Here is a 24,536-nt window from a genome sequence, read left to right as displayed (position 1 = left end):
CGGATGGACGTTCTGGATGCGTCGGAGTGGATCCCTCGCCGCGACCGGCACCGGGCGAGGGTGTCCGCCCTGATCGGACCGCACCTGGAGCGCCGGGAACGCGGCGAGACCCACCCGGTGATCGACTTCCTCTTCACCTATTACAGCTACCGGCCGAATCAGCTGCTGCGCTGGCACCCTGGGTGGGGAACGGTCCTCGCCGGCGGGGACGAGTACGCCGAACTCCGCGGGTATCACCGCACCGACGCCGGGGTCACCGTCGACCCGGAGTTCCTGAAGCGCCGCTCGGACACGGTCTCCTTCACCACACGACTGATGGAGGCGACCGCCGCGCGTCCCACCCACCTGTCCTGCTTCGGCCTGCACGAGTGGGCGATGGTCTACCGATCGGACGAGGTTCGGCACGACAGCATCCCGCTGCGGCTCGGGCCGGGCGGCACCGACTCCGTCGTGGAGTCGCTGCACCTGCGCTGCACCCACTACGACGCGTTTCGGTTCTTCACCCCCGCCGCCGAACCGCGGAACAGTGAGCCGTTGACCCGCGAAGACCAGCTCGGGCGGGAACAGCCCGGGTGCCTGCACGCGTCCATGGATTTGTACAAGTACTGCTACAAGCTGGCGCCGATGATCGACTCGGACCTGACCGTCGACTGCTTCGAGCTGGCGCTCGCCGCACGGGAACTCGACATGCGGGCCAGCCCGTACGACCTGACCGCCTACGGGTACACCCCGATCCCGATCGAGACCCCGCACGGCCGCGCCGAGTACGTCCGGGAGCAGTCGGCGCTGGCCGCCCGCGCCGCACCGCTTCGTGCCGCACTGCGTGACCGGTGCCGCCGGTTGCTCGCTACCGTGAGCCCATGACTCTCCCGGGCTACGACCGCTACTGTGCCGAGATCGTCACGCAGACCGAACTCCCCGGTGATTACCTGGCGGCCCGCCTCCCCGTCCTCACGTTGGCGGCCGGTTCGGTAGCCGCGCTCACCGGTGCCGTCGACCGGTTCGACAGCGCGGTGGGCCGCGACCCCCGGCCGTGGCGGCTCGATCCCGAGCGGATCGCCGCCTCGTTCGCGAGCGACCGGCTGCTGCGGGTGTCGGGCGCCCCGGTGTCCGGTTTCGCGGAGCTGTCGGGGTTCTTTGCGGCCGCGGACGGCTGGGTGCGGACCCACGCCAACTACCCGCATCACCGCGCGAGACTGCTGGCGGCACTCGACCTCCCCGAGGACGCCGGCCGCGACTCGGTGGCCGCCCGGGTCGGGAACCTGACCGCCGCCGACGTCGAGGACCGTGCCGCCGCGGCGCAGGCCATCGCCGTGCGCGTGCGGACCGCGGCGGAGTGGGCGGCGAGCCCGCAGGGTGCGGCCGCGGCGTCCGGCGACCTCGTGTCCACCGTCGTGCACGCCGCGAGCTCCCGTCCCGGGACACGGCAACGCTCCCGCCGGGAATCCGCCCGGGGGCCGTTGGCGGGGGTGAAGGTCCTCGACCTGACCCGGGTGATCGCCGGTCCGGTCGCCACCCGCACGCTGGCGCTGCTCGGCGCCGACGTGCTGCGGATCGATCCGCCGGCGATCCCCGAGATCGTCGTGCAGCACCTCGACACCGGGCAGGGCAAGCGGTCCGCGCTGCTCGATCTGCGGTCCGCCGACGGCAGGCTGGTGTGGGACAGCCTGCTCGCCGAGGCGGACGTCGTCGTCACCGGGTACCGGCCGGGCGCGCTGGACGGTCTACTCGACGATGCCCCCGACCATCTGGTGCGGGGACGGGTGTGCGCGTGGGGCGGCTCCGGCCCCTGGGCGCACCGCCGCGGCTTCGACAGCATCGTCCAGGCGGCGTCGGGGATCGCGACGATCGAGGGCGGCGACGACACCCCGGGCGCGCTGCCCGCGCAGGCACTCGACCACGCGACCGGCTATCTGCTCGCCGCCGGCATCGTCGACGCCCTCGCCGCGGGGCACGTCGACGGGCGCGGCCGCTCCGTCGACGTGTCACTCGCCCGCACCGGCGCGTGGCTGCTGGCCGCGGACGGCCGATCCGAGGATCCGCCGCCGGCCGCGGTGCCCGGGCCCCGGTGCCTCACCGCGCACGGCGACGTGGTGACAGCCCGTCCCGCCCTGGCCGACTTCGACGACTACCCGTTCCCGGCCCGGCCCTGGGGTGGCGACACCCCCGGCTGGTTCGGTGTCACACCGTCGCCGTGAACCGCGGGCTCGGTTCCCCGGTCAGATGTCCCGGCGGCAACCGGCGTCCGCACAGCACGAGGAGCAGGTCCTGGGCGGAACCGCGCAGCGGCGCGCCCGCACCGTAGGTCCAGGCTCGGTCGTCCGCCGTCAGCTGCACGCCCGCCAGGTCGGTGCCGAAGTACTTGACGTGCTTCGGGCCGACGCCGCCGAGGACCCGGTCGAGGCGGTCGTCCGGGACCCGCCTGCCCAGGCCGAGCGCCACCGACACGTCGAGACCGTGGATCACGTCGTGGGACAGTGCCCCCTCCAAGCCGCCGCCCGGCGGCTTCCACGGGTGCGCGACGTTCTCCTCCAGGGTGTGCAGCAGCGCGTCGGCGGTCAGGGTCCGTGCGTCCTCGCGGGCCTGCGCGTCCGACATCCGGTTGAAGTTGCCGCGCGCCTTCACCATCTTCAGCAGGATCCGCGGCGTCGACAGGCGGTACGGCATGGTGATGTGCGCGATCACCTCCCGGCTGCGCCACCCCGCGCACAGCGACGGCGCGTCCCATTGCTCCGGCGTCAGTCGCGCCAGCATCGACGCCAGGTCGCGCCGCTCCCCTGCGACCCAGTCCGGTGCCGTGTCCCGTGCCATGTCCGTCTCCTCCGGTCGCCGTGTCGTGCTCTACGTAGGCAGACCGTGCCCGCCGGCGAAACTCATCGCGCAGCCGTGAAGAATGGTCGGGTGAGCACACACGACTACACGCTGACGGTCACCTGGACCGGCAACCGCGGCGCGGGAACGTCGGGCCCGGACGCCTACGACCGCGACCACGTGATCGCGGCGGCCGGGAAACCCGATCTGCCGGGCAGCGCGGACCCGTCGTTCCGCGGCGACGCCACCCGCTGGAATCCGGAGGAACTGCTCGTCGCGTCGCTGTCGCAGTGCCACATGCTCTGGTATCTGGGCCTGGCCGCCGCGGCCGGTGTGGTCGTCGTCGACTACCGGGACGACCCGACGGGCACGATGGTCGAACACCCGGACGGGGCGGGCGAGTTCACCGAGGTCGTGCTGCATCCCACGGTGACCGTCGCGGATACGGCGATGGCCGCGCGCGCCGAGTCGCTGCACGCCCGGGCGCACGCGAGGTGCTTCATCGCCCGGTCGGTCGCGTTCCCCGTGCACCACCGGCCGACGGTGGTGACGGCGTGAGCAGGCAGCGGCTGATCGTGGACGTCGACACCGGCATCGACGACTCCCTCGCGCTGCTGTACCTGCTGGCCAGTCCCGAGGCGGAGATCGCCGGCATCGCCAGCACCGCGGGGAACGTGCCCGTCGAACAGGTCGCGGCGAACAACCTGAACTGGCTCGCCCTGTGCGGCGCACCCGACATCGAGGTGGCGCTCGGCGCCCGGGTGCCACTGGACTGCCCGCTGCGCACCACCGAGGACACGCACGGACCCCAGGGCATCGGGTACGCCGTCCTCCCCCCGTCCGGGCGGTCGCTGTCGGAGCGGGACGCCACCACCTTGTGGGTCGACCTGGTCCGCACCCACCCCGGCGAGCTGACCGGGTTGGTGACCGGGCCGCTGACGAACCTGGCCCTCGCGATCCGCGAGGAACCCGCACTGCCCCGGTTGCTGCGGCGACTGGTCGTGATGGGTGGGGCGTTCAACCACCCCGGCAACACCACCCCCACCGGTGAATGGAACGTGTCGGTGGATCCGGAGGCGGCCAAGGAGGTGTTCGACGCGTTCTCCGGGCTGCCGGAGGGCCGGCGTCCGATCCTGTGCGGACTGGACGTCACCGAGACGATCGAGATGACACCGGACCACGTCCGGCGGCTGGCGGAGGCGGCGGGAAGCGCACCCGCCGAGATCATCTCCCCCGACGACGGACCGCAGGTGCGCTCGACCGCCTCCAACCCGGTGATCCGGCACCTGTCCGACGCCATCCGGTTCTACATGGACTTTCACCGCACCCACGACCAGGGTTTCCTGGCGCACATGCACGACCCGTTCGCGGCGGCGGTGGCGTTGAACCCGGCGATCGCCCGCACCCGACCCGCTACGGTCGACGTCGAACTGCACGGCCGGCTCACCCGGGGCGCCACGGTCGCCGACTGGGTGGGTCACTGGAACCGGGAACCCAACGTCGACATCGCGGTGAGCACCGACCCGGCCGCGTTCTTCGACGATCTCGTCGACCGGGTCGGGCGCTTCGCGAAATCAGTCGGCTGACGCGTCCGGGCCGTCGAACGCGTCGAGGATCTCGGCGGCGGCCAGGGCCGCCGTCAGGGAACCGTCCCGCACCCGCTGTTCGATCTCGCCGCGGATCGCCTTGACCCGGGTGTTGGACGCGAGCCGGCGCAGCAGCTGGTCGTTGACCATCGTCCACGTCCAGTCCACCTGCTGGCGGCGCCGGTTCTCCTCGAACTGCCCGGCCGCGGTCAGCACCTCACGGTGCCGGCAGACGGTGTTCCAGAAGTCCTCGAGACCGACACCCTCGAGACCGCTCATCGTGATCACCGGCGGCGTCCAGACGGCGTCGTGCGGGTAGATCAGCCGCAGCGCACCCGCGAGTTCCCGGGCGGCGCCCTTCGCCTCCCGCTCGTGTTTGCCGTCCGCCTTGTTCACGGCGACGAGGTCGGCGAGTTCGAGGACACCCTTCTTGATGCCCTGCAACTGGTCGCCGGTGCGGGCCAGGGTGAGGAAGCAGAAGCAGTCCACCATGTTCGCGACCGTCACCTCGGACTGCCCGACACCCACCGTCTCGACGAGGATCACGTCGAATCCGGCGGCCTCGAGCAGCACGATCGTCTCGCGGGTCGCCTTCGCGACACCGCCGAGGGTGCCCGACGTCGGTGACGGCCGGATGTAGGCGTCCTTCTCGACGGTCAGACGCGCCATCCGCGTCTTGTCGCCGAGGATCGACCCGCCCGTGCGCGTCGACGACGGGTCGACGGCCAGGACCGCCACCCGGTGCCCCTGCCCGATCAGGTGCATCCCGAGCGCGTCGATGAACGTGGACTTCCCGACGCCGGGCACACCGGTGATCCCGACCCGGTGCGCCTTCCCCGATTCCGGCAGCAGCTCGAGCAGCAGCCGCTGCGCCGCCTCCCGGTGGTCGGTGCGGGTGGACTCGACCAGGGTGATGGCCTTCGCCAGGCCGGCGCGCTGATTGGCGCGCACGGCCTGGGCGAGCGCATCGATGTCGACTGGAGGCCGCCCCATGTTATTCCGGGGTGCCCGTCAGGTCGTGGCCGAGCTGCGCGGCCAGCTTCTCGAGCAGGCCGCTGGCGGCGTCCGCGATGACCGTCCCGGGTGGGAAGATCGCGGCGGCACCCGCCTCGTACAGTTCGGCGAAGTCGCCGGGCGGGATGACGCCCCCGACCACGATCATGATGTCGGGACGTCCCACTGCGGCGAGGGCTTCCCGGAGCGCAGGCACCAGCGTGAGGTGACCTGCGGCCAACGACGACACACCGACCACGTGGACGTCGTTGTCGGCCGCCTGGTTGGCGACCTCCTCCGGGGTCTGGAACAGCGGTCCCACGTCCACGTCGAATCCGATGTCCGCGAAGGCCGTGGCGATCACCTTCTGGCCGCGGTCGTGGCCGTCCTGCCCCATCTTGGCGATGAGGACACGGGGACGCCGGCCCTCCTCCTCCGCGAACTTCTCGACGAGTTCCGTTGCCTTGTTGATGTTGTCGACCTTTCCGGCCTCGTCCCGGTACACACCGCTGATGGTCCGGATCTCGGCCTGGTGACGCCCGTACACCTTCTCGAGCGCCTCGGAGATCTCGCCGACCGTCGCGTTCGCGCGGGCCGCATCGATCGCCAGGGCCAGCAGGTTGTTCTCCATGCCGCCCTCCGTGGTGGCCGCGGCGCGGCTCAGTTCGGCGAGCGCCGCCTCGACGGCGTCCGAGTCGCGGTCGGCGCGCAGCCGGTCCAGCTTCTCGAGCTGCTCCTTGCGGACCCGCGAGTTCTCGACCTTGAGGACCTCGATCTCGTCGGCCTCGTCCGGCACGTACTTGTTGACGCCGACCAGCGGCTGCCGGCCGGAGTCGATGCGGGCCTGCGTGCGGGCCGCGGCCTCCTCGATCCGCAGCTTCGGGATGCCCTCGCTGATCGCCTGCGCCATGCCGCCGGCCTCTTCGACCTCGGCGATGTGTGCGCGGGCCCGGTTCGCCAGCTGGTGGGTGAGCCACTCGACGTAATGCGATCCGCCCCAGGGGTCGATGGGACGGACGGTCCCCGACTCCTGCTGCAGCAGCAGCTGGGTGTTGCGGGCGATGCGGGCGGAGAAGTCCGTCGGCAGCGCGAGGGCCTCGTCGAGGGCGTTGGTGTGCAGCGACTGGGTGTGCCCCTGCGTCGCCGCCATCGCCTCGACACATGTGCGGGCCACGTTGTTGTAGACGTCCTGCGCGGTCAGCGACCAGCCCGACGTCTGCGAGTGGGTGCGCAGCGACAACGATTTCGCGGACTTCGGTTCGAACTTCGCGACCAGTTCACTCCACAGCAGGCGACCCGCCCGCAGCTTCGCGACCTCCATGAAGAAGTTCATGCCGATCGCCCAGAAGAACGACAACCGGGGCGCGAACTTGTCGATCTCCATGCCGGCGTCGAGACCCGCACGGATGTACTCGACACCGTCCGCGAGGGTGTACGCCAGCTCCAGGTCGGCGGTGGCCCCGGCCTCCTGGATGTGGTAGCCGGAGATGGAGATCGAGTTGAACTTCGGCATCTTCGCGCTGGTGTACGCGAAGATGTCGGAGATGATCCGCATCGACGGCTTCGGCGGATAGATGTAGGTGTTGCGGACCATGAACTCCTTCAGAATGTCGTTCTGAATGGTTCCGGCCAACTGCTCCGGGGCGACACCCTGCTCCTCGGCGGCCACGACATACAGCGCGAGGATCGGCAGCACCGCACCGTTCATGGTCATCGAGACGCTGACGCTGTCGAGCGGGATGTGGTCGAACAGCTGACGCATGTCCAGAATCGAGTCGATCGCCACCCCGGCCATGCCGACGTCACCCTGCACCCGTGGATGGTCGGAGTCGTAGCCGCGGTGCGTCGCCAGGTCGAACGCCACCGACAGACCCTTCTGCCCGGCCGCGAGGTTGCGGCGGTAGAAGGCGTTGGATTCGGCGGCGGTGGAGAAGCCCGCGTACTGGCGGATCGTCCACGGCTGGTTCACATACATGGTGGGGTACGGTCCGCGCACGAACGGTGCGGCGCCCGGGAAACTGCCCACCGGGTAGCCATCGGCCTCGGCGGCGTCGCGGTCGGCCTTGGTGAAGACGGGTTTGACGTCGATGCCCTCGGGGGTGGACCACACCACCTGTTCGGGGCTGTAGTGGTTGGCGGCCGCGGCGGATGCGATCAGCTCGTCCGTCTGCTCCGGGGTCGGGGCGGGCGGCTGCGGAAACTGCGGATCCTCCAGTGGCACGTCGGCGAAGCTGCCGATCGCGTGCTTGACCTCGCGAGTAGTCACTTCTTGCTCCCTGTGTCGCCCGAGGAGTCACTCGAGCTCTCGATGGTGTCGAGCAGGCCGGACAGGACCGAGACTGCGTCGATACGGGCGGTGACGAATCCGTCGGGCCGGGCGGAGCCGTCCGCGTCGGCGACGACCTTCTCCGGGCCGGCGAGCAGCACGGTGCCGACACCGGCCGCGCGCAGTTCCTCCACCGCGGCGGTGGCTTCGGCGGCGTACCGCTTGTCGGTACCGCAGATCACCGCGATACCGGCGCCGGAGTCCTTCGCGGCGGCGGCGATGCTGCCGTCACCGATGGCGAGGGGACCGGGATTGCGGGCCTCGATGCCGCCCGACGCCAGCAGGTTCGTGCTGAACGTGGTCCGCACGTTGTGCTCGGCGACGGGGCCGAGCGGGGCCAGGAAGACGGCGGGTCGCGCCCCGTGCGCCGCCAGGTAGGCGTCGGAGCGGTCCCGCAGCGCCTCGAACGCCGCGGCGTACCGGGCGACGCTCCCGGTCTCGGCGGCGCCCGCGGGCAGCGGGGCTTCCGCGAGGTTCGGGAACTCGTTGACCCCGGTGACGGTGGTCTTGCGGTGCGCGATGTCCGAATCACGTTGGGCGCGGGTGGACGCGATCCGGTCGCCGATCAGACCGGCATCGAGCGCGGCGACGTAGCCGCCCGCCGCCTCGATCTGCTGGAAGAACTCCCACGCCTTGGCCGCTACCTGCTGGGTGAGGTCCTCGACGTACCACGACCCGGACGCCGGGTCGAGCACCCGGCCGAGATGCGACTCCTCGAGCAGCAGCAGCTGGGTGTTGCGGGCGACGCGGGCGGCGAAGGTCTTCGACACACCCAGCGCCCCGGCGGGCAGTGCAGCGTCGAACGGCAGCACCGTGACGGCGTCCGCGCCGCCGACACCGGCACCGAACGCGGCGAGCGTCGTGCGGAGCATGTTCACCCACGGATCGCGTTGCGCCATCATCGCGGCCGAGGTGACCGCGTGCTGGGGGGCGCCGCCGAAGTCGGAGGCGCCGCACACCTGGGCGATCCGCGCCCACACCAGCCGCGCCGCACGGAACTTGGCGATGGTCTGGAACTGGTCGTCGGTGGCCGAGAACCGGAAACCGAGCTGCCCGAGCGCCTGCCCGATGGTCAGGCCGCTCTCGGTGAGGGCCCGCAGATATTCGAGGCCCGCCGCGATCGCCGCACCGAGTTCCTCGGCGTCGGACGCGCCGGCGTTGTGAAACACGGTGCCGTCCACGGTGATTGCCCGCACGCTCTCCGAACGCGCCGCGGACTCGGCCGCGAGGGCCACCGCATCGCCGAGTTCGACGTCGGCGGCACCGGAGAACGCGCTCGTGAGCGGGGCGGTCCCGAGGTCGACGCGGACTGCGGTGCGGTCGGTGACCCCGTCACCCGCCGCGGCACGCGCGTCGAGCAGCGCGAACAGTGCCCGCCCCGCGAGCGGTGCGTCCGTTCCGGCGTCGAGGGTCAGCGGGGCCAGGTCGAGGAGCACCCCGTCGAGCGCCGTCTCCAGCGACCGGACCGGAAGGTCGGCGCCTCCGACGGCGAGCCACAGCGCGCTGACACCGTTCTCCAGGGCGTCGAGGACGGAGCGGTTGACGTCCGCCGCGTCCGCGCCCTCGCCGAAGCGGGCGCTGACCAGCCAGCCCGCGTTCACGTCCCGGGTGGCGTCCGCGCCACGCACGTAGGGGAAGGTGCCGGGCAGGGGCTGCTCCGGACGCTCGTCGCGCGGGCTGTACAGCGGCGCGACGGTGACACCGTCGTAGGTGACGGTCTCGAGGAGCTTCTGGGGTTCCGGACCGAGTTCCGCGGCGTCGATCCGACGCGACTTCGCGAGGACTCCGGCCACGGAGTGCTGCCAGTCGGCATACGCCCGCGCAGCTTCCTCGGCTTCTGAAGCTAATGACACGGTGTCGGCTTCCTCTCCCTGATGAGCGATCGATCAATACATTGTGTGACTGTGATGCTAGCCGCAGTTCGGCGCCCCCTATCGTGAGGATCACCACACGATGCATAACCTCAGGTCATGAGCATTGCGCAGGAACCGGTGGTCACCGATCGCACCGCCACGCAGCGGTTGTTCGGCCTCGGCGCGCCGACCCGGGACGTCGACGACCGCGGCGAACCCCTCAATCGTATGAGCATGGACATCGGCGCGCTCGCCCCGAATACCGCCCGGACCGCCTACGGCGGCGTCCTCGCCGTGCTGCTCGACGATCTCCTGGGATTCACCGTCTGGGACCGGCGCGGAACACGCGACGGCCTGGTCTCGGCCGAGCTGTCGGTGGACGTCGTGACACCCCGGCGGTGGCAGGGACCGACGCTGCAGGCCGAGAGCCGGCTCCTCGCACTCACCGCGGACGGCGGCACCTCGACCGCCCGCGTCCACGACTCGGCGGGCACCCTGATCGCCACCGGCACCCTGTGGGGCAACTTCGTGGACCTGCCGGCGCCGGGCGCGGACGGGTCGGCCCTCCCCGACTTCCCGGAACCGGGGGTCGCGCCGCTCGACTGGATCGGCGGGCGGATCGAGGACGGACCCGACGTGCGGGTCGTGGTGCCGGCCAACCCGCTGGTCGCGAACAAACTCGGGTTCATGCACGGCGGCGTCCAAGGCTGCGCGATGGACCTCGCGGCGAACGCGGCCCTGAGCCGGGCCGGCGCGGATATGGACACGGCGTCCGTGCGGATCAACTATTTCCGTCCGATTCCCCTCGATCGCGACACGACGTTCACCGCGGACGTGGTCAGGGCGGGCCGCTCGGTGGCGGTGGCCCGGGTGGCCGGGACCTCGGGCGGGCGGATCTGCGTCGAGGCGACCGTGACCGGGCGCCGACGCCTGTCCTGACCGGCGCTCACGGCGCCCCGCCCCGGTCACCCGGGTAGCCTGATGCCCTGTGAAGAGACGCCTCGGGGACCGCAGGGTGATCGGCGTCGCCGTACTGGCAGTCGCGCTGGTCGTCGTGGCGCTGCTGGCCCCGCACCCGTCCGTGCTGCAGGTGCGGGAATGGGCGCGGTCGGTCGGGCCGGCCTTCCCGCTCGCCTTCTTCGCCGTGCACGCGCTGGTGACGGTGTTCCCGTTCCCACGCACGGTGTTCACGTTGAGTGCCGGTCTGCTGTTCGGTGCGTGGCTGGGCATCGCGATCGCAGTGCTGGCATCGACGGTGAGTGCGGTGCTCGCCCTCTACCTGGTGCGCGCCGTCGGCCGGGACGTGGTGTGGCAGCGCATCTCCAATCCGACGATCCGCCGGGTGGACGAGCGGATCGCCCGGCGCGGCTGGCTCGCCGTCGGTTCACTGCGACTGATCGCGTTCGTCCCGTTCTCCGTGGTGAACTACTGCGCAGGGGTGTCCTCGATCCGGCTGGTCCCGTACGTGCTGGCCACGGTGGTCGGTGTGCTGCCGGGGACCGTCGGCATCGTCGTTCTCGGCGACGCCCTCACCGGGGAGACGAAGCCGGGACTTCTCGTGCTGTCCGCGGTGTGCATCGTCATCGGAATCGCCGGGCTGGTGGTGGACTCCCGGCGGCCGCTGGACGGTTCCGGCGACACGATGCCGGACGTGGCCGTCGACCGCCCCGCCGAGGACGAGTCAATAGCCCAGCCTTGAACCCAGCTAGTCAAGCTTTGAGTCTTGACATATTAATATCCAGTTTCTAACCTTGACCCATGTTCGTGTTGACGGTCGACCAGCGCGGAAGCCGCCGCGACGTCGACCGCGTCGCCCAACTCCTCACCGAATTCGCGAACCGTGACCTCGTCCGCCCGTTCCAGCGGACCGCCGGCGACGAGGTCCAGGCCGTCGTCGCGGACCCGGCCACCGTCGTCGACCTCGCACTCGACCTCGTCGGACGCGAACACTGGAGCATCGGCATCGGCGCCGGACCCGTCGAAGAACCCCTCCCCGCCGAGACCCGGGCCGGTCGCGGCCCCGCGTTCGAATCCGCACGGGTCGCCGTCGACCGCGCCAAGAGCGCCCCCGGGCGGGTGGCCGTCGAAGGCTCCGACCCCGAGAGCGCCGCCGACGCCGACACCGCCCTCACCCTCGTCGCGGTCCTCGTCGCGCGCCGCACCGAGGAGGGCCGCGAGGCCGTCGAACAGATGCGGCACGGATCCACCCAGACCGAGGCGGCCCGTGCGCTGGGCATCAGCAAACAAGCGGTCTCCCAACGACTCTCCACCGCCGGCTGGCACGTCGAGACCGCCGGACGACGACTGGCCGAACGACTCCTACGCAAGGCGGACACGTGACGACCCTCGCACTCATCGCGCTCGGCGTCGCCGCCGTCGCACCCCTGGCCCTCGCGGCGCCCCGCAGCCCCCGCTGGATGTCGCAGTGGGCGGCGCCGATCGTGGTCGCGCTCGCCCTGGCCGTCGCCGCGCTCGCCGCCTCCGCCACCACCCCGGTCACGGGCTTCGCGCTCGCCGCGACCCTCGTACTGTGCGTCGCGGCCGCCACCACCGGCGGGGCACCCCTCGTGCTCGCCGCGTTCCGCATCGCGCGCCGCCAACCGGACGCCGGATCCGACCAGCGGCCCGACGCCGGGCCGCTGCGCGGCGGACGGATCATCGGACTCCTCGAGCGTGCCGCCGTCGCGGCCTCGATCCTCGCGGGCTGGCCGGAGGGCATCGCCGTCGTCCTGGCGGTCAAGGGACTGGCCCGCTACCCCGAGCTGCGCGAACCGCACGCGTCGGAACAATTCATCATCGGCACGTTCACCAGCGTGCTCTGGGCGATCGCGGTGTGCGGAACGGGACGTGCCCTCATCACCTAGCCGTCCCCGGGCGACATCCACGAGCCGGGTGCCCGAGTCCGCCGACGGCTCAGCGGATACGAGTTCGCGACTACCGCCCGCTTCTGGATACCTGACGACGCACCCACGGCCGCGCCGACCCCGCACCTGCCCACACGACGCCCGACGCCCGACCTGGAGACACCACCATGGAACAACTGATCGCGCTCTTCCGGGAACAGGCCGCCGTCCTCGCTGCTGCCGCCAACGGCGTTCCCGCAGTAGCCCTCCCCGTGCCGGCGGCGACGCCAACGCCGGGCCGGGTCCCCGCTACACCGGTCGGCGACGTCGCGACGAGGGTGCGCGCGGAAGTCGCCCGGGTCAGAGGATTCCCGGCAGCGGCGCTGAAGGCGATGCAGACGCTCGTCGGCGACCTCGGATTCAACTCGATCATGATCACCGACCTGGTCGGCGGGGTGAGCCGCGCATTCCCCGGTCTCGTCGTCGAACCGCACTGGTTCTCACCTAGCCGCACTCTCGGCGATGTCATCGCGCACGTGACCTCGCACCACGCACCCGTGTCCCCCACGGCCAGAACCGTCGGTCCGCAGGAACCGGAGGCCCTACGCACCGCGGTCGCACCCGAGTTCCGCATCGCGGGGTTCCTGGAGGTTCAGGCGCTCGCCGCACGGCTGAACACGGCCGAGGGGCTCGCAACCCGTACTTCCTCGTCAAACCGCGCCACGCGCGACACGTCGATCATCTGGGGCGCGGAGGTCGACAACTTCTCCAGCTAGAACTACCTCGGCATGTCCGGGCACCCCGCCGTCGTGTCGGCGGTGCAGGACACGGTCGCCCGCGACGGCACTTCCCGCTCGGCCAGTCGGCTGCTGTCCGAGGAGAAGCCGGTACACCGCGAACTCAAAGCCGAATTGGCCAGCCCGCTCGGCACCGAGGACGGATCGCCCTCGTGAGCGGACACGCCACCAACGTCACGGTCATCCTGCTGCCTGGTCATCCACGACATCGTCTACGTAGATCTCATGTCCTTTGCCGCTTGCGTGGCGGGCGGGGAGATAGACGTGTGTCACGGCTACCCGCCTCATCGTGCGGTGGTGTGGGTTTGACCGTGTCCCACACCGACGCTTGTGGTGCAGGAACATGCTGTTTCGGATTCACCCCCATCCGCGGTGTCACGGTGGGCAGGCTGTGGCGGACCCGGCGGTGCCATGGTCTGCTCGGGGTGGGACCTTTCTTGTCCCGGCACTGCCGCACCGGCGCGTGTTCGGCGACCCGGATCGCGGGTAACTGCTCACGCCGCCGGGTGGTTTTGTTCTTGCCGAGCAGCGCGCGTTTGGCCAGGTTCACCCCCGCCAGGTGGTTGCGGTTACCGCCGACCCGGCAGGGTGAACACCATGCGGCGTGGTAGCCGCCGGGGCGTGCAAGTGGTTCGTCGCAGCCCGGGCACTGTGCGGACGATCCCCGGGCCGGCACGGAGACCACGGTGATGCCGATACCGGCGGCGGTGTGGGCGAGGGCGGCGACGGCTTGGCGGCGGGCGGACTGCGCGGCCCGGTTGTTGTTGACGCGTCCGTGTCCGCGAGTCTCGAGGGTGGTGAGATCTTCCACTGCAATCAGCTGCGCCTGGGCGTCGGCGGCGTAGCCGGTGACCTGGCGGGCGAAGTGGAACGCCAGTTCCCGGTTGATCTTTCCCCGTTTGACGCCGACAGCGGTTCGGTGCCCGTCGAGGACGGCGATCTTCGCGTCGAGTTGTGCTCGGACCTCGGGGGGGTGCGGTCGCGGCCAGTTGGGCCAACCGGGCGGCTTGCGGTGCAGCAGTTGACCTTCGGTTTGCAGGCGGGCAAGTTTGATTCCGAGGCCGCGGTCGTCGTAGGTCCAGCCCCGGTAGTCCGACACCAGCCCGTCCGGGTTGGCGGCGGTGATGGCGGCGGCACCCAGAGTCGACGGCGACCAGTCCACCCCGACCGCGACGGCGGCCGAGTCCAGGTCGTCTGCCGGGACGAGTTCGGTCGCCGCGCATCGCCACAACAGACCTCGACGGTCGAGGACGAGGGTCGGCAGGTGCCAGTCGGTGATCGCCCGGCCGTGCAGGTGCTCAGGGATGGCCGCGGTGAGCCGCACCCGCCGCCACTGCGCCCGCCCCGTGGGAGTGGGGCAGGTCGGCAACTTCACCGTCAGCACCAGCTCATCACCGATTACGGCAAGCTGCGCGAGCTGCCGGTCGGCGGCCGACAAACGGGCCATCGCGCTCGTCTGCGGTGGTTCCTGCAGGTCGGTGATCCGCAGCCGGCCGGCCGGTGCCCCCACCACCGCGGGCGCGGGCGGCGAGCTGACGTCGCACACCCCGGGCAAAGCCGGGCGGCACGTAGTCCGGTGACCCGGTCTCCGGTGCCACAGCGCCGGTGGCCGGGTCGAATCGCTGAGAGAGTGCCGTGATCGCGGTGTCCCGATACGTCAGGGTCCGCAAGGTGGCCATCACCTGCGCGGTCACCACCCGCGTGACCCGTGACGGCACATAAACCCGTCCGGATAGGTTGGGTTCCAGCCGAGGCGGGCCGCGGCGACATGACCCTGCGCGGGCAGCCTGCGGTCTTGGCGGTCCAGGCCGGCGGCGAGCACATCGAACGTTGCCAGCTTCCACAGCCGCGACACCAACTCGCCGCCGGCCGCGGCGATCAGGTCGAGCAGCCACCTCACCCGGATGTCGACGTCGTCGAGGCCGATCGGCTCGCCGGTCACGGCGTCGACCGCCACATGGGCGCGGGTGGTGAACGCGAACTGCCGCGGCACGGTCGATCCCGGCCCGGTCATGCCGGGCCCAATTCATGAGCGGCGAGCACCGTTGTAGTCCGAGACGACTCGCGATCGCCCGCCATGCTCACCGTCCCGGCGCCGCCCCACAGCCGGTGGTGATTCCGTGTCGACCGCAGCGCAGAGAACCGACCGGACAACGATGCTGGCACCGCCCTGACGTCATCCATCAACCCTCCCACCAGCACATGTGGCACCCTTTGTCTCGCAGGACATGACTGTAACGCCGACCTCCGACATTTAGCCTCGGAGGGAGTCCGCAGGCGGGCCGAACGTCCGACCGGCATACCTGGTGATCCCTGGCTTTTGAGTGGTCGTCTGCGGGCTCGGTGTCTGGTCGAGCGGTGTCCTTGTTCGGGAACTTGGAGCCGGCCGGTAGGCGTGGACTCCTGCTTAGAGAATGTCTGGGCCGTGGCCGCGATGGTCAGTCACCTGGTGAACAGGGATGTGGACCGACAGGAGCAATGACGATGGCATTGACGTTGGGGATCGACGTGGCTGTCTGGGCGGAGCATCAGGCGACGCGGGCCCGTGATGGTGCCACGGTATGGCGTGGCCGGAAGTTCTGGACACGGCTGGCCTATCTGGAACGGATGTGGGCGGACTTGGACCTGCCCGATCCGGCTGAGCTGACTGCGGTGGTCGAGCCGACCCGGAACGCGTGGATCGTGCTGGCGGAGTGGTTCCGTCGCCACGGTGCACGCGTGGTGATGGTCACGACCGCCCAGTCGGCCGACCTGCGTAAGTACTACTCCAAGCACACCAAGAACGACCGGATCGACTCCGAATTGCTCGCCCGACTGCCCTTGCCGGCCTTCGCCGAGCTCGCTGAGGACATCGCCCACGAAGCCGAACAGGCACTGTTCCTGACCCGTCAGATCAAGCAGATCGACGAGCGAGTCGCGAACCTCTACGCCGACGCCGACCCGGCCGGCATCGTTGCCTCTGCTCCCGGCGTGGGGGCGGTGATCAGCGCGGTCATCGCTGGACGGATCGGCGACCCGCACCGGTTCACGTCCCTGGCCGCGATCCGCGCGTATACCGGTCTGGTTCCCAAGGTCAGCCAGTCCGGGGTGTGCAAGGTCGAGTCCTCGATCACCAAGGCCGGGATCCGCTGTTGCGTGAGATGCTGTGCACCGCTGCCGACCAGGCTCGCAGGGTCGATCCCCAGTTCGCGGCGAAGTGCCAGCGGTTGATGGTCGGCGACCGGCATGACGAGTCTGCGATCTGTCATCTGGTCACCCGGATCGCCGCCTGCATGCGTACCGGCCAACCGTACGCCTTGCGGGACGTCGACGACACGCCGATCACCGAGGCCGAGGGCCGGGCGATCGTCAAGGCGCGCTACAAGATCGACCCGCGGCGGCGCGAAAATGTCCGTTACAAGCGGATGCGTGAGCGCCGCAAGCAGGCGGCGGGCCAGGAGTCCCAGGAGTCGCGATGGTCTCCAACAGCCCAGCCCGCCATGGCCAAGCCTACGAGCCGCCAGGTGGCTTGACCTCCGTCAGGAACTCAATCACCGCCCGAACCACGCCACCGGCGAACCGGCCCTCGGGCGCGCCGTCGAGCATCCGGCTCAACCCCGCCTGCTGCCCCCCGAACTCGAATCGCGATCCATGCATACCTCGATACACCGCACCAGAAGTGCTGTCCCGCAACATCTTTTCGGATCGACCAGCGACGCCCCTTACCCTGTCGAGCCAGACATCCGGCAATACACTGCCACCACCCGCTCCGGCGTCGCTCCCACACACTCCCATCCGGGCCTGCCCAGATCAGAATCGAGCTCCGCGCGGTCAAAGATTCGGTCACCCGGACCTGTGCGCCGAGAAGGCCACCGGCCCACCCATGCCGCCTTGCACAGCCCAACCACCGACATCCCCGACGGCCCGCGATGATCGCGGTGAAGAAGAAGTATCAGGCACTGATGATGATCGACGAGGCGCACAGCATCGGGGTGCTCGGCGCCACCGGCGGGGGCATCGGCGAGCACTTCGCCGTCGACCGCGACGACGTCGAACTGTGGTCCGGCACCATGTCGAAGGCCCTGGCCGGCTGCGGCGGCTACGTCGCGGGCAGCGCCGCGCTCATCCGCTACCTGAAGTACACGACACCCGGTTTCGTCTACAGCGTCGGGATGACGCCGATGAATGCCGCGGCGTCCCTGGCCGCGATCCGACAGATGCGCGCCGAACCCGAGGCGCTCGACCGGTTGCGTCGCAACTCCCGGCTCTTCCTGCAGCTCGCCACGGACTCCGGAATCGATACCAAGGACACCGAGGACACCCCGGTCATCCCGTGCATCGTCGGGGATTCACTCCGCACCCTCGCACTGTCCAAGGCCCTGCTCCGGCGCGGCATCAACGTGAACCCGATCCTCTACCCGGCCGTGCCCGAAGACCTCGCGCGGTTGCGCTTCTTCGTCACCTCGTGCCACACGGAGGACCAGATCCGGTCCACGGTGGCCGCTCTCGCCGAAGAACTCGCCACGCTCGTCGCGGCGGCGTAGCGCCGTGCCCGGCCCCCTCCGGCTGTTCTGCTTCCCTCACGCCGGCGGCGGATCCTCGACGTACCGCCACTGGCACCGCGCCCTGAGCCCGCACGTGTCGGTGTGGCCCGTGCAGCTGCCCGGACGGGAGCGCCGTGCCGGCGAGGCCGGGTTCACCGACGTCGAGTCCCTCGTCACCGCACTCGACTCCGAACTCGCCGAACACCTCACGGAGCCGCACGTCTTCTTCGGGCACAGCATGGGTGCGCTGGTGGCGTACCGGCTCGCGTGCCGCCGGCGCGCGGCCGGGCAGCCGCTCCCACGGGCGCTGCTGCTCTCCGGGTACTCGGCGCCGCACCTACCCTCGCCGCTGCCACCGGTCGACGACCTGGACGACGCGCCACTGATCGAGTTGCTGCGCATCACGGGCGGTCTGCCCGCCGACCTCCAGGCCCGGCCGGCGTGGCGGGACCGCTGCCTCCCCGCGCTGCGGGACGATCTCCGCCTCTGCACCGGCTACCGCGATCCGGGCGACCCGCCGCTTTCCTGTCCGGTGCATGTGCTCGGCGCGGACGCCGATCCGCTGGTCGGCGAGCGGGATCTGCACGCCTGGGAGCGGCACACCACCCGGCTGCGCGAGGTGCACATCATGCCGGGCGATCACTTCTACCTCGAGCACACACCCGAACACCTCTTCGGCGTGCTCCGCCCGTTACTGCGTCGCTACGCCGTGTCGGAGTCGGTCAGTGAGTCGGCGGGGTGACGGGCGGCGGCAGCTGCCCGGGCGCTCCCCCCGGATCCAGCGGCGCATGCTCGTCGGCGCCACCGGACGTCGCGAGCGGTCCCGGACCGTCGACTGGACGACGGGCCTCGACCTCCGCGGCCCGGACGGCCTGCGCGATCGCCGGGTCGGACTTGGTCTCGAACCAGTCGGCGACCTCTTCCGAATCGTCCTCGGGCTTGGGCAGATCCTCCTCCGTGGTGGACGGCTCGTACCGGAACACCCCGTCCTGCCCCTGCGCGCCGAGGGTCTTCGCGAACCCCTTGAGGGCGTCACCGAAGTCGCTGGGCACCAGCCACACCTTGTTCGCGTCGCCCTGCGCCATCTGCGGCAGCGTCTGCAGATACTGGTAGGCGAGGAGTTCGGGGGTGGGCTTGCCGGATTTGATTGCGGCGAACACCTTTTCGATCGCCTTCGCCTGGCCCTGCGCCTGCAGGTACTTCGCGGCACGGTCGCCCTGCGCCCGCAGGATGCGGGACTGCCGCTCACCCTCCGCGGTGAGGATCGACGCCTGCTTCGCGCCCTCCGCGGCGAGGATGCGGGACTGCTTGTCGCCCTCCGCCGTCTTGATCGCCGACTCCCGATGCCCCTCGGCGGTGAGGATGGTGGCCCGCTTCTCGCGGTCCGCCTTCATCTGCTTCTCCATCGACTCCTGAATCGACGGCGGCGGATCGATGCTCTTGAGTTCGACCCGGGCGACGCGCAGACCCCACCGGCCGGTGGCCTCGTCCAGCACACCGCGCAGCTGCCCGTTGATGGAGTCACGCGAGGTGAGCGTCTCCTCCAGCGTCATGCCGCCGACGACGTTGCGCAGCGTGGTGGTGGTCAACTGCTCGACACCGACGATGTAGTTGCTGATTTCGTACACCGCGGCCTGCGGGTTGGTGACCTGGAAGTACACGACGGTGTCGATGTTCAGCGTCAGGTTGTCCTGGGTGATCACCGGCTGCGGCGGGAACGACACCACCCGTTCACGCAGATCCACCTTCGCCCGGATACGGTCCGCGAAGGGGATCAGGAACGTCAGCTGGCCCGACACGGTCCGCGCGTACCGGCCGAGTCGCTCGATCACCGCGGCCTCGGCCTGCGGCACCAGCGCCACCGATTTGGCCACCACCAGGGCGACGAACAACACGAGCACGATCAACACGATGAGCGCTGCCATCTACGGTCCCCTCCATACGACGGCGGTCGCGCCGTCAATTTGCATTACCGTCACGGTCGTGCCCGGTGGATACACTTCCGTGCTGTCGAGCGGGCGGGCCGTCCAGACGTCGCCGCCGAGCTTGATCTGCCCTGCGTGTTCGGCGACCTCCTCGAGCACCAGGGCCTGCTTGCCGGTCAGCGCCTCGATCCCGGTCGGGGTCGGTGGCGGGCTCTCGAACTTACGCAACAACACCGGCCGCACCCCGAGGATCAGGGCGAGGGACAGCACGCCGAAGATCACCGCGTCGACCCAGACCGGGAAGTCGGTGATCGCGGTAACCCCGGCCGTGGCCAGCGCACCGCCCGCCAGCATGAGGAGGAAGAAGTCCCCCGTCAACGCTTCCGCGGCGGCGAGCAGCACCCCCGCTACCAGCCAAATCAATGCAGCCACAACACCATCTAACCAGAATCTCCGGAACCGACGGTGACGAAGTCGACCAGCTGTTCGACCGCCCCGATCAGTGGTGCCTCGAGGTCGCGGAACGAGTTGACGGCCGAGTAGACCCGGCGCCAGCCGTCGCGCGGTGTCCCCCACCCCAATTCGCGGCACACCCCGGTCTTCCAGTCCTCACCGCGCGGGATCTTCGGCCACGCCTCGATGCCCACCGCCGATGGGCGGACCGCCTCCCACACGTCGATGAACGGGTGCCCGGTCACGAGCACGTTCGGCCCGAGCCCCTGGGTCAGCTGCGTCTCCTTCGATCCGGTGACGAGGTGATCGACGAGGACACCGACGCGCCGTCCGGGGCCGGGCCGGAACTCGGCGAGCCGTTCCCCGAGATTGTCGAGACCCTCGAGGTGCTCGACGACGACACCTTCGACGCGCAGGTCGTGCCCCCACACCCGTTCCACGAGGGCGGCGTCGTGCACGCCCTCCACCCAGATCCGGCTCGCCAGCGCCGTCCGGGCCCGCAGCCCCTCCACCTTGGTGGATCCCGACGCCGATCGGGTGGTCACCGGTCCGGCGGGCTTGGCCGCCGGGCGGATCAGGGTGACCGGTTTCCCGTCGATGAGGAACGCCGCCTCCCGCATCGCGAACAACCGGGTGCGCCGCGCCCCGTCCTCGAGGCGGACGAAATCGCCGTCGTAGGTGCGCTCGAACCCCACCACCGCCCCGCAGAAACCGGTGCCCGCGTCCTCGACCACCAGGTCCCGCTCGGCCGGGACCGTGGGCGTCACGGGCTTCCTCGCGCGTGGGTGTCCGGAAAAGATGTCGCCGTATCTGTCGCCTCCGCTCACGGGCGCTGACGCTATGCCAGCGGCGCCGTTACGCACACGCCGCCACGCCGACATATGCTCGTTTATCGTGACTTCACCCAGCGCCACTCTCACCGTGTGGGCCAGTTCCTGGCTCGCCGGGAACAGTGCACCCGACGACGTCATCGACGCCCTCCACGCGTGGGCGCCGATGCATCTGGCCTGCGCCGAGGACGAGGGGACGGCCGGCCGCACCGGGCTGCCGTGGCCCCACCCGCAGGACGCCGGGGTGACGGCGCTGCTCCAGACGATGCGCCGCTCCGTGTCGCAACCCGAGACCGAGATCCGGCTGGTCCTGCCCGGGCCGGGCGACGTGCGTGGGCTTCCCGCGGGCACCGAGTTCGCGTCCGCCGCGATCAGCGCGGGCGAGGGTGTGCTCGTCGGACCGCCCGGCCGGTCCGGAACGGGGCTGGTCCCGCACGTCGAGGGTCCGGACGTGCTGCGCTGGACGGTGTCGACGATCGAGCGGCTTCCCCTCGACGCCCACCACACCGGACTGGGTGAGGCCGAGTTCACGATGCGGCAGGCGGTGCGGGACGCTGCAGCTGCGCTCGAGGCGCTGCACATGCTCGATTCCGGTTTCGGCGCCGACCCGCGCGCGCTGATCGCCGACGCGCTGGCGCAGTCCGCACGGCACCGGTATCCGGCGACGATCGCCCCGCGGGCGCTGCGGATCCTGGACTCGGCCGATCAGGTGGCTGCGATCCTCACGGTCGCCGAGCAGATGGCCCCCGCGCGCACCGTGTCCGCATCGAGTGCGGCCACGCTCGAGGATCTGCTGCGACCCCTGCGTTCGGCGGTGCGCTCGGCGCGCACCGCCGCCGTCAACGCGTGTGCGCGGGACGGCCTGACGGCCTGACCACGGCCTTGCAGCAGTCGACCGCGCAGGACCGACCGTCCAGGGTCGAACCGAGCAGCGGCTCGGAACCGAGCCGCGCGGCGGGTGTGCCGGCCAGTTGCTCGGCCACGAGTGCGACGACGAGTTCGGCGAACCGCCGATCCGTTCCGGGGGTGGCCGCGCGTACGAAGTCGATGCCGAGTTCGGCCGCCTTGTCCCGGGCCTCGGTGTCGAGATCCCACACCACCTCGAGGTGGTCGGACACGAATCCCACCGGGCACACGATCACCGCGCCCACACCGCGGCCGGCGAGGGCGTCCAGGTGGTCACAGATGTCCGGTTCGAGCCACGGCACCTGGGGTGGCCCGGACCGGGACTGCCACACCAGGTCGAAGTCGTCGAAGCCGGCGGCGTGGGCGGTGAGCCGGGCCGCCTCGGCCACCTGCCGGCTGTAGAGACGACCACCCTCCGCGGGCGGTCCCGCGTTGACGTCAGCGGACACCGGCACGGAATGCGCGGTGAACACCAGGCGCGCCCGGCACCCGGCGGGGAGCTGCACCGCGGCCTCGCGGACGGCGTCGGCGAACGCCCCGATCAGCAGCGGGTGGTCGTAGTACTGGCGCAGCTTCAGCAGGTGCGGAGCCCCCTCCCCGGCTGCGGCCCGCGCCCGCGCGACGTCCTCGTGGTACTGCCTGCAGCCCGAGTACCCGCCCCACGCCGACGTCGGGAACACGAGGGCCGACCGCACCCCGTCCTCACCCATCCGGGCGACGGTGTCCTCGACCATCGGGTGCCAGTTCCGGTTACCGAAATAGACGGGCAGATCCATTCCAGCGCTTACCAATTCGGATTCGACGCGGGAGATGATGTCGCGATTCAGAGCGTTGATCGGCGACACGCCCCCGAAATGCAGGTAGTGCTCGGCGACCGCGTCCAGACGTTCGGGCGGCACCCCCCTGCCCCGGGTCACGTTCTCCAGGAACGGGCGCACGTCGGCGGGCTGCTCCGGACCCCCGAACGACAACACGAGAAGGGCATCGAACCGGGAACCGGAACCGTCCGTCGAATTCGCAGCGATCATGATCCCCATCTTCCGTGGTGCCGTTCGGGGCGCACTCCCCGGGTAGTGCCCTAGCCGGCCATCGCGTGGGCGCCACCGTCGACGTAGATGATCGACGCGGTGGTGCCGGGCAGCCAGTCGGACAGCACGGTGCACACGGTCTTCGCGACCGGCTCCGGGTCGTCGACGTTCCAGCCGATGGGCGCCCGCTCGTCCCACGCCGTGTTGAGTTCGTTCATCTGCTTGGCGTCGTCGGTGGCGGTGCCGGCGATGGCCTTGGCGGCGAGGGTCTTGATCGGGCCCGCCGCGACGAGGTTGGAGCGGATACCGCGTTCGCCGACCTCCTTGGCGACATACCGGTTCACCGACTCGAGGGTCGCCTTGGCGACACCCATCCAGTTGTAGAACGGCACCGCGCGGGCGGGATCGAAGTCCATGCCGACGATCGACGCGTTGTCGTTCAGCACCGGCAGCAGCGCCTTCGACAGCGACGCGTACGAGTAGGCGGAGACCTCGAACGCCACTCCCACATCGGACCACGGTGCGTCGAAGAACGGGCTGCCCAGGCAGGACCGCGGCGCGAACGCGATGGAGTGCACGACGCCGTCGACGCCCTCGGGTGCGATCTCCCGGATGCGGTCGGCGAGGCTGGCGAGGTGCTCCGGGTTCTGCACGTCGAGTTCGAGCGCGGGCGGCACCGGCTGCGGCAGGCGCTGCGCGATGCGGTCGATCAGCCGGAGACGGTCGAAGCCGGTGATGATCACCTTGGCGCCCTGTTCCTGGGCGACCTTGGCGACGTGGAACGCGATGGACGCGTCCGTGATGATGCCGGTGACGAGAATGGTCTTACCTTCGAGCAATCCGCCCATGAGGTGTCCTCCTGTGAAGAAAAAGTCCGGGAAGTGGAGTGGGGAGAGCTAGTGGCCCATGCCGAGGCCGCCGTCGACGGGGATCACCGCGCCGGAGACGTAGGCGGAATCGTCGGAGGCCAGGAAGCTCACCACCGCGGCGACCTCCTCGGGCTTGCCCTGCCGCTGCAGCGGGACGGCGCCGGTGATCATGTCCTTGTACTTCTCGTCGAGTACCGCGGTCATGTCGGTGTCGATGAATCCCGGGGCCACCACGTTCGCGGTGATCGAACGGGAACCGAGTTCACGGGTCAGCGACCGCGCGATACCGACCACGCCGGCCTTCGACGCCGCGTAGTTCACCTGGCCGGGACCACCGGCCAGACCGACGACCGACCCGAGGAACACGAACCGGCCGAACCGCGCCCGCAGCATCGACCGTGTCGCCCGCTTCGCGACGCGGAACGCGCCGGTCAGGTTGGCGTCGACGACGGAGGTGAACTGTTCCTCGGTCATCCGCATGATCAGCGTGTCGTCGGTGATGCCGGCGTTCGCGACGAGAACCTCGACGGGACCCTGGTGCGCTTCGACCTCCTTGAAGGCGCGGTCGACCGACTCGGTGTCGGTGACGTCGCACTGGACGCCGAACAGGCCGTCGGGCACACCCGAACCGCGGTGCGTGACCGCGACTTTGTGGCCGTCCGCCGCGAGGCGCTGCGCGACAGCGAGGCCGATCCCGCGGTTGCCGCCGGTGACGAGCACCGACCGAGGAGTGGACACCGTCCCAACTGACGCGTCAGTAGTTTGTGGGGTAGACATGGGGATCAACCTATCT

The 24,536-nt window shown here is 70.4% G+C and carries 23 protein-coding genes and 2 pseudogenes; 14 read left to right on the top strand and 11 right to left on the bottom strand.

Translation table 11 applies throughout. The features are described 5' to 3' along the window. Nucleotides 1-3: 3 nt before the first annotated feature. Together HGB39_RS16670 and HGB39_RS16665 are read left to right on the top strand one after the other, a co-directional pair. Nucleotides 4-864, top strand: coding sequence for a hypothetical protein (locus tag HGB39_RS16670; RefSeq protein WP_005566221.1), 861 nt, complete (start codon nucleotides 4-6; stop codon nucleotides 862-864). Then, nucleotides 861-2,198, top strand: coding sequence for a CoA transferase (locus HGB39_RS16665; RefSeq protein WP_064080641.1), 1,338 nt, complete (start codon nucleotides 861-863; stop codon nucleotides 2,196-2,198). The genes HGB39_RS16670 and HGB39_RS16665 overlap by 4 nt, the downstream gene beginning before the upstream one ends. On the opposite strand, the gene HGB39_RS16660 is transcribed toward HGB39_RS16665, so the two are convergent. Further along, nucleotides 2,182-2,811: a maleylpyruvate isomerase family mycothiol-dependent enzyme gene (locus HGB39_RS16660; protein WP_005571008.1), complete on the bottom strand. Its 630-nt coding sequence runs from the start codon at nucleotides 2,809-2,811 to the stop codon at nucleotides 2,182-2,184. The two genes, HGB39_RS16665 and HGB39_RS16660, sit on opposite strands and share 17 nt — an antisense overlap. A 90-nt stretch (nucleotides 2,812-2,901) precedes the next feature. On the opposite strand from HGB39_RS16660, the gene HGB39_RS16655 reads away from it, so the two are divergent. After that, nucleotides 2,902-3,369, top strand: a complete 468-nt coding sequence (locus HGB39_RS16655) for an OsmC family protein (RefSeq protein WP_007300684.1) — start codon at nucleotides 2,902-2,904, stop codon at nucleotides 3,367-3,369. Further along, the gene (locus tag HGB39_RS16650; protein WP_005571017.1) at nucleotides 3,366-4,397 is read left to right on the top strand and encodes a nucleoside hydrolase; all 1,032 of its coding nucleotides are present in this window, start codon (nucleotides 3,366-3,368) and stop codon (nucleotides 4,395-4,397) included. Before HGB39_RS16655 ends, HGB39_RS16650 begins: the two co-directional genes overlap by 4 nt. Here the strand turns inward: HGB39_RS16650 and meaB are convergent. The 3 genes from meaB to mutA are packed head-to-tail and all read right to left on the bottom strand — an operon-like array spanning nucleotide 4,386 to nucleotide 9,569. Then, nucleotides 4,386-5,390, bottom strand: a complete 1,005-nt coding sequence (meaB, locus tag HGB39_RS16645; RefSeq protein WP_005255064.1) for a methylmalonyl Co-A mutase-associated GTPase MeaB — start codon at nucleotides 5,388-5,390, stop codon at nucleotides 4,386-4,388. The two genes, HGB39_RS16650 and meaB, sit on opposite strands and share 12 nt — an antisense overlap. Before the next feature lies 1 nt (nucleotide 5,391). Beyond that, nucleotides 5,392-7,656, bottom strand: coding sequence for a methylmalonyl-CoA mutase (gene scpA / locus HGB39_RS16640; RefSeq protein ID WP_005571018.1), 2,265 nt, complete (start codon nucleotides 7,654-7,656; stop codon nucleotides 5,392-5,394). Beyond that, on the bottom strand, nucleotides 7,653-9,569 hold the full coding sequence (gene mutA / locus HGB39_RS16635; protein WP_064080642.1) for a methylmalonyl-CoA mutase small subunit: 1,917 nt from the start codon (nucleotides 9,567-9,569) through the stop codon (nucleotides 7,653-7,655). The genes scpA and mutA overlap by 4 nt, the downstream gene beginning before the upstream one ends. Before the next feature lie 117 nt (nucleotides 9,570-9,686). On the opposite strand from mutA, the gene HGB39_RS16630 reads away from it, so the two are divergent. The 6 genes from HGB39_RS16630 (at nucleotide 9,687) to HGB39_RS38730 (ending at nucleotide 13,365) form a co-directional block, all read left to right on the top strand. Then, nucleotides 9,687-10,508 (top strand): PaaI family thioesterase, encoded by an 822-nt coding sequence (locus tag HGB39_RS16630; protein WP_005255060.1) that lies wholly within the window; start codon nucleotides 9,687-9,689, stop codon nucleotides 10,506-10,508. 49 nt (nucleotides 10,509-10,557) lie between these two features. After that, nucleotides 10,558-11,268 carry a TVP38/TMEM64 family protein gene (locus HGB39_RS16625; RefSeq protein WP_248949883.1) on the top strand — a complete coding sequence of 237 codons (711 nt, stop codon included), beginning with the start codon at nucleotides 10,558-10,560 and terminating at the stop codon, nucleotides 11,266-11,268. Nucleotides 11,269-11,327: 59 nt separating this feature from the next. Beyond that, nucleotides 11,328-11,909, top strand: coding sequence for a hypothetical protein (locus HGB39_RS16620; RefSeq protein WP_005255056.1), 582 nt, complete (start codon nucleotides 11,328-11,330; stop codon nucleotides 11,907-11,909). Continuing rightward, a complete protein-coding gene (locus tag HGB39_RS16615) occupies nucleotides 11,906-12,433 on the top strand; it encodes a hypothetical protein (protein ID WP_064080644.1) in 528 nt (175 codons plus the stop codon). The genes HGB39_RS16620 and HGB39_RS16615 overlap by 4 nt, the downstream gene beginning before the upstream one ends. A gap of 167 nt (nucleotides 12,434-12,600) precedes the next feature. Next, nucleotides 12,601-13,188: an acyl carrier protein gene (locus HGB39_RS38735; protein ID WP_064080645.1), complete on the top strand. Its 588-nt coding sequence runs from the start codon at nucleotides 12,601-12,603 to the stop codon at nucleotides 13,186-13,188. A 12-nt stretch (nucleotides 13,189-13,200) separates the two neighbouring features. Next, nucleotides 13,201-13,365: a hypothetical protein gene (locus HGB39_RS38730; RefSeq protein WP_064080646.1), complete on the top strand. Its 165-nt coding sequence runs from the start codon at nucleotides 13,201-13,203 to the stop codon at nucleotides 13,363-13,365. 56 nt (nucleotides 13,366-13,421) lie between these two features. Here HGB39_RS38730 and HGB39_RS16605 read toward each other — a convergent pair. After that, a pseudogene (locus tag HGB39_RS16605) lies at nucleotides 13,422-15,223 on the bottom strand (transposase). Between the two features lie 464 nt (nucleotides 15,224-15,687). On the opposite strand from HGB39_RS16605, the pseudogene HGB39_RS16600 reads away from it, so the two are divergent. The 3 genes and pseudogenes from HGB39_RS16600 (at nucleotide 15,688) to HGB39_RS16590 (ending at nucleotide 18,474) form a co-directional block, all read left to right on the top strand. Then, nucleotides 15,688-16,721: pseudogene (locus HGB39_RS16600) on the top strand (transposase). Nucleotides 16,722-17,126: 405 nt separating this feature from the next. Then, complete coding sequence (locus tag HGB39_RS16595) at nucleotides 17,127-17,732, top strand: aminotransferase class I/II-fold pyridoxal phosphate-dependent enzyme (RefSeq protein WP_267204546.1); 606 nt, start codon at nucleotides 17,127-17,129, stop codon at nucleotides 17,730-17,732. A gap of 4 nt (nucleotides 17,733-17,736) precedes the next feature. Further along, on the top strand, nucleotides 17,737-18,474 hold the full coding sequence (locus HGB39_RS16590; RefSeq protein ID WP_064080648.1) for a thioesterase II family protein: 738 nt from the start codon (nucleotides 17,737-17,739) through the stop codon (nucleotides 18,472-18,474). Here the strand turns inward: HGB39_RS16590 and HGB39_RS16585 are convergent. From HGB39_RS16585 to HGB39_RS16575, 3 genes are read right to left on the bottom strand one after another with little or no spacing between them, the layout of a single operon-like run. Next, nucleotides 18,455-19,657 (bottom strand): SPFH domain-containing protein, encoded by a 1,203-nt coding sequence (locus tag HGB39_RS16585; protein WP_005571979.1) that lies wholly within the window; start codon nucleotides 19,655-19,657, stop codon nucleotides 18,455-18,457. The two genes, HGB39_RS16590 and HGB39_RS16585, sit on opposite strands and share 20 nt — an antisense overlap. Then, nucleotides 19,658-20,089 (bottom strand): NfeD family protein, encoded by a 432-nt coding sequence (locus HGB39_RS16580; protein ID WP_043792851.1) that lies wholly within the window; start codon nucleotides 20,087-20,089, stop codon nucleotides 19,658-19,660. A gap of 8 nt (nucleotides 20,090-20,097) precedes the next feature. Continuing rightward, nucleotides 20,098-20,937, bottom strand: coding sequence for a DUF3097 domain-containing protein (locus tag HGB39_RS16575; protein WP_039952851.1), 840 nt, complete (start codon nucleotides 20,935-20,937; stop codon nucleotides 20,098-20,100). 67 nt (nucleotides 20,938-21,004) lie between these two features. Between HGB39_RS16575 and HGB39_RS16570 the strand changes: the two genes are divergently transcribed. Next, nucleotides 21,005-21,814, top strand: coding sequence for an Rv1486c family protein (locus tag HGB39_RS16570; protein ID WP_005571991.1), 810 nt, complete (start codon nucleotides 21,005-21,007; stop codon nucleotides 21,812-21,814). Here HGB39_RS16570 and HGB39_RS16565 read toward each other — a convergent pair. The 3 genes from HGB39_RS16565 to fabG1 are packed head-to-tail and all read right to left on the bottom strand — an operon-like array spanning nucleotide 21,780 to nucleotide 24,520. Beyond that, complete coding sequence (locus tag HGB39_RS16565; RefSeq protein WP_064080649.1) at nucleotides 21,780-22,883, bottom strand: ferrochelatase; 1,104 nt, start codon at nucleotides 22,881-22,883, stop codon at nucleotides 21,780-21,782. The genes HGB39_RS16570 and HGB39_RS16565 overlap by 35 nt on opposite strands. 41 nt (nucleotides 22,884-22,924) lie before the next feature. Beyond that, nucleotides 22,925-23,722, bottom strand: a complete 798-nt coding sequence (gene inhA / locus HGB39_RS16560; RefSeq protein WP_005241845.1) for an NADH-dependent enoyl-ACP reductase InhA — start codon at nucleotides 23,720-23,722, stop codon at nucleotides 22,925-22,927. A gap of 48 nt (nucleotides 23,723-23,770) precedes the next feature. Then, nucleotides 23,771-24,520 (bottom strand): 3-oxoacyl-ACP reductase FabG1, encoded by a 750-nt coding sequence (gene fabG1 / locus HGB39_RS16555; RefSeq protein WP_050998704.1) that lies wholly within the window; start codon nucleotides 24,518-24,520, stop codon nucleotides 23,771-23,773. Between the last annotated feature and the right edge of the window lie 16 nt (nucleotides 24,521-24,536).

The sequence above is a fragment of the Rhodococcus opacus genome (assembly GCF_012396235.1).
In the GTDB taxonomy this organism is placed as follows: domain Bacteria; phylum Actinomycetota; class Actinomycetes; order Mycobacteriales; family Mycobacteriaceae; genus Rhodococcus_F; species Rhodococcus_F opacus.
Note: the sequence above shows the minus strand (reverse complement) of the source record. Positions and strands in the feature narration are given on the sequence as shown.

Excerpts from the sequence above, each read along its gene's own strand:
- HGB39_RS16670 (WP_005566221.1), top strand. The coding sequence starts at position 4 with ATGGACGTTCTGGATGCGTCGGAGTGGATCCCTCGCCGCGACCGGCAC.
- HGB39_RS16665 (WP_064080641.1), top strand. The coding sequence starts at position 861 with ATGACTCTCCCGGGCTACGACCGCTACTGTGCCGAGATCGTCACGCAG.
- HGB39_RS16660 (WP_005571008.1), bottom strand. The coding sequence starts at position 2,811 with ATGGCACGGGACACGGCACCGGACTGGGTCGCAGGGGAGCGGCGCGAC.
- meaB (WP_005255064.1), bottom strand. The coding sequence starts at position 5,390 with ATGGGGCGGCCTCCAGTCGACATCGATGCGCTCGCCCAGGCCGTGCGC.
- HGB39_RS16630 (WP_005255060.1), top strand. The coding sequence starts at position 9,687 with ATGAGCATTGCGCAGGAACCGGTGGTCACCGATCGCACCGCCACGCAG.
- HGB39_RS16620 (WP_005255056.1), top strand. The coding sequence starts at position 11,328 with ATGTTCGTGTTGACGGTCGACCAGCGCGGAAGCCGCCGCGACGTCGAC.
- HGB39_RS38735 (WP_064080645.1), top strand. The coding sequence starts at position 12,601 with ATGGAACAACTGATCGCGCTCTTCCGGGAACAGGCCGCCGTCCTCGCT.
- HGB39_RS38730 (WP_064080646.1), top strand. The coding sequence starts at position 13,201 with ATGTCCGGGCACCCCGCCGTCGTGTCGGCGGTGCAGGACACGGTCGCC.
- HGB39_RS16585 (WP_005571979.1), bottom strand. The coding sequence starts at position 19,657 with ATGGCAGCGCTCATCGTGTTGATCGTGCTCGTGTTGTTCGTCGCCCTG.
- HGB39_RS16565 (WP_064080649.1), bottom strand. The coding sequence starts at position 22,883 with ATGGGGATCATGATCGCTGCGAATTCGACGGACGGTTCCGGTTCCCGG.
- inhA (WP_005241845.1), bottom strand. The coding sequence starts at position 23,722 with ATGGGCGGATTGCTCGAAGGTAAGACCATTCTCGTCACCGGCATCATC.
- fabG1 (WP_050998704.1), bottom strand. The coding sequence starts at position 24,520 with ATGTCTACCCCACAAACTACTGACGCGTCAGTTGGGACGGTGTCCACT.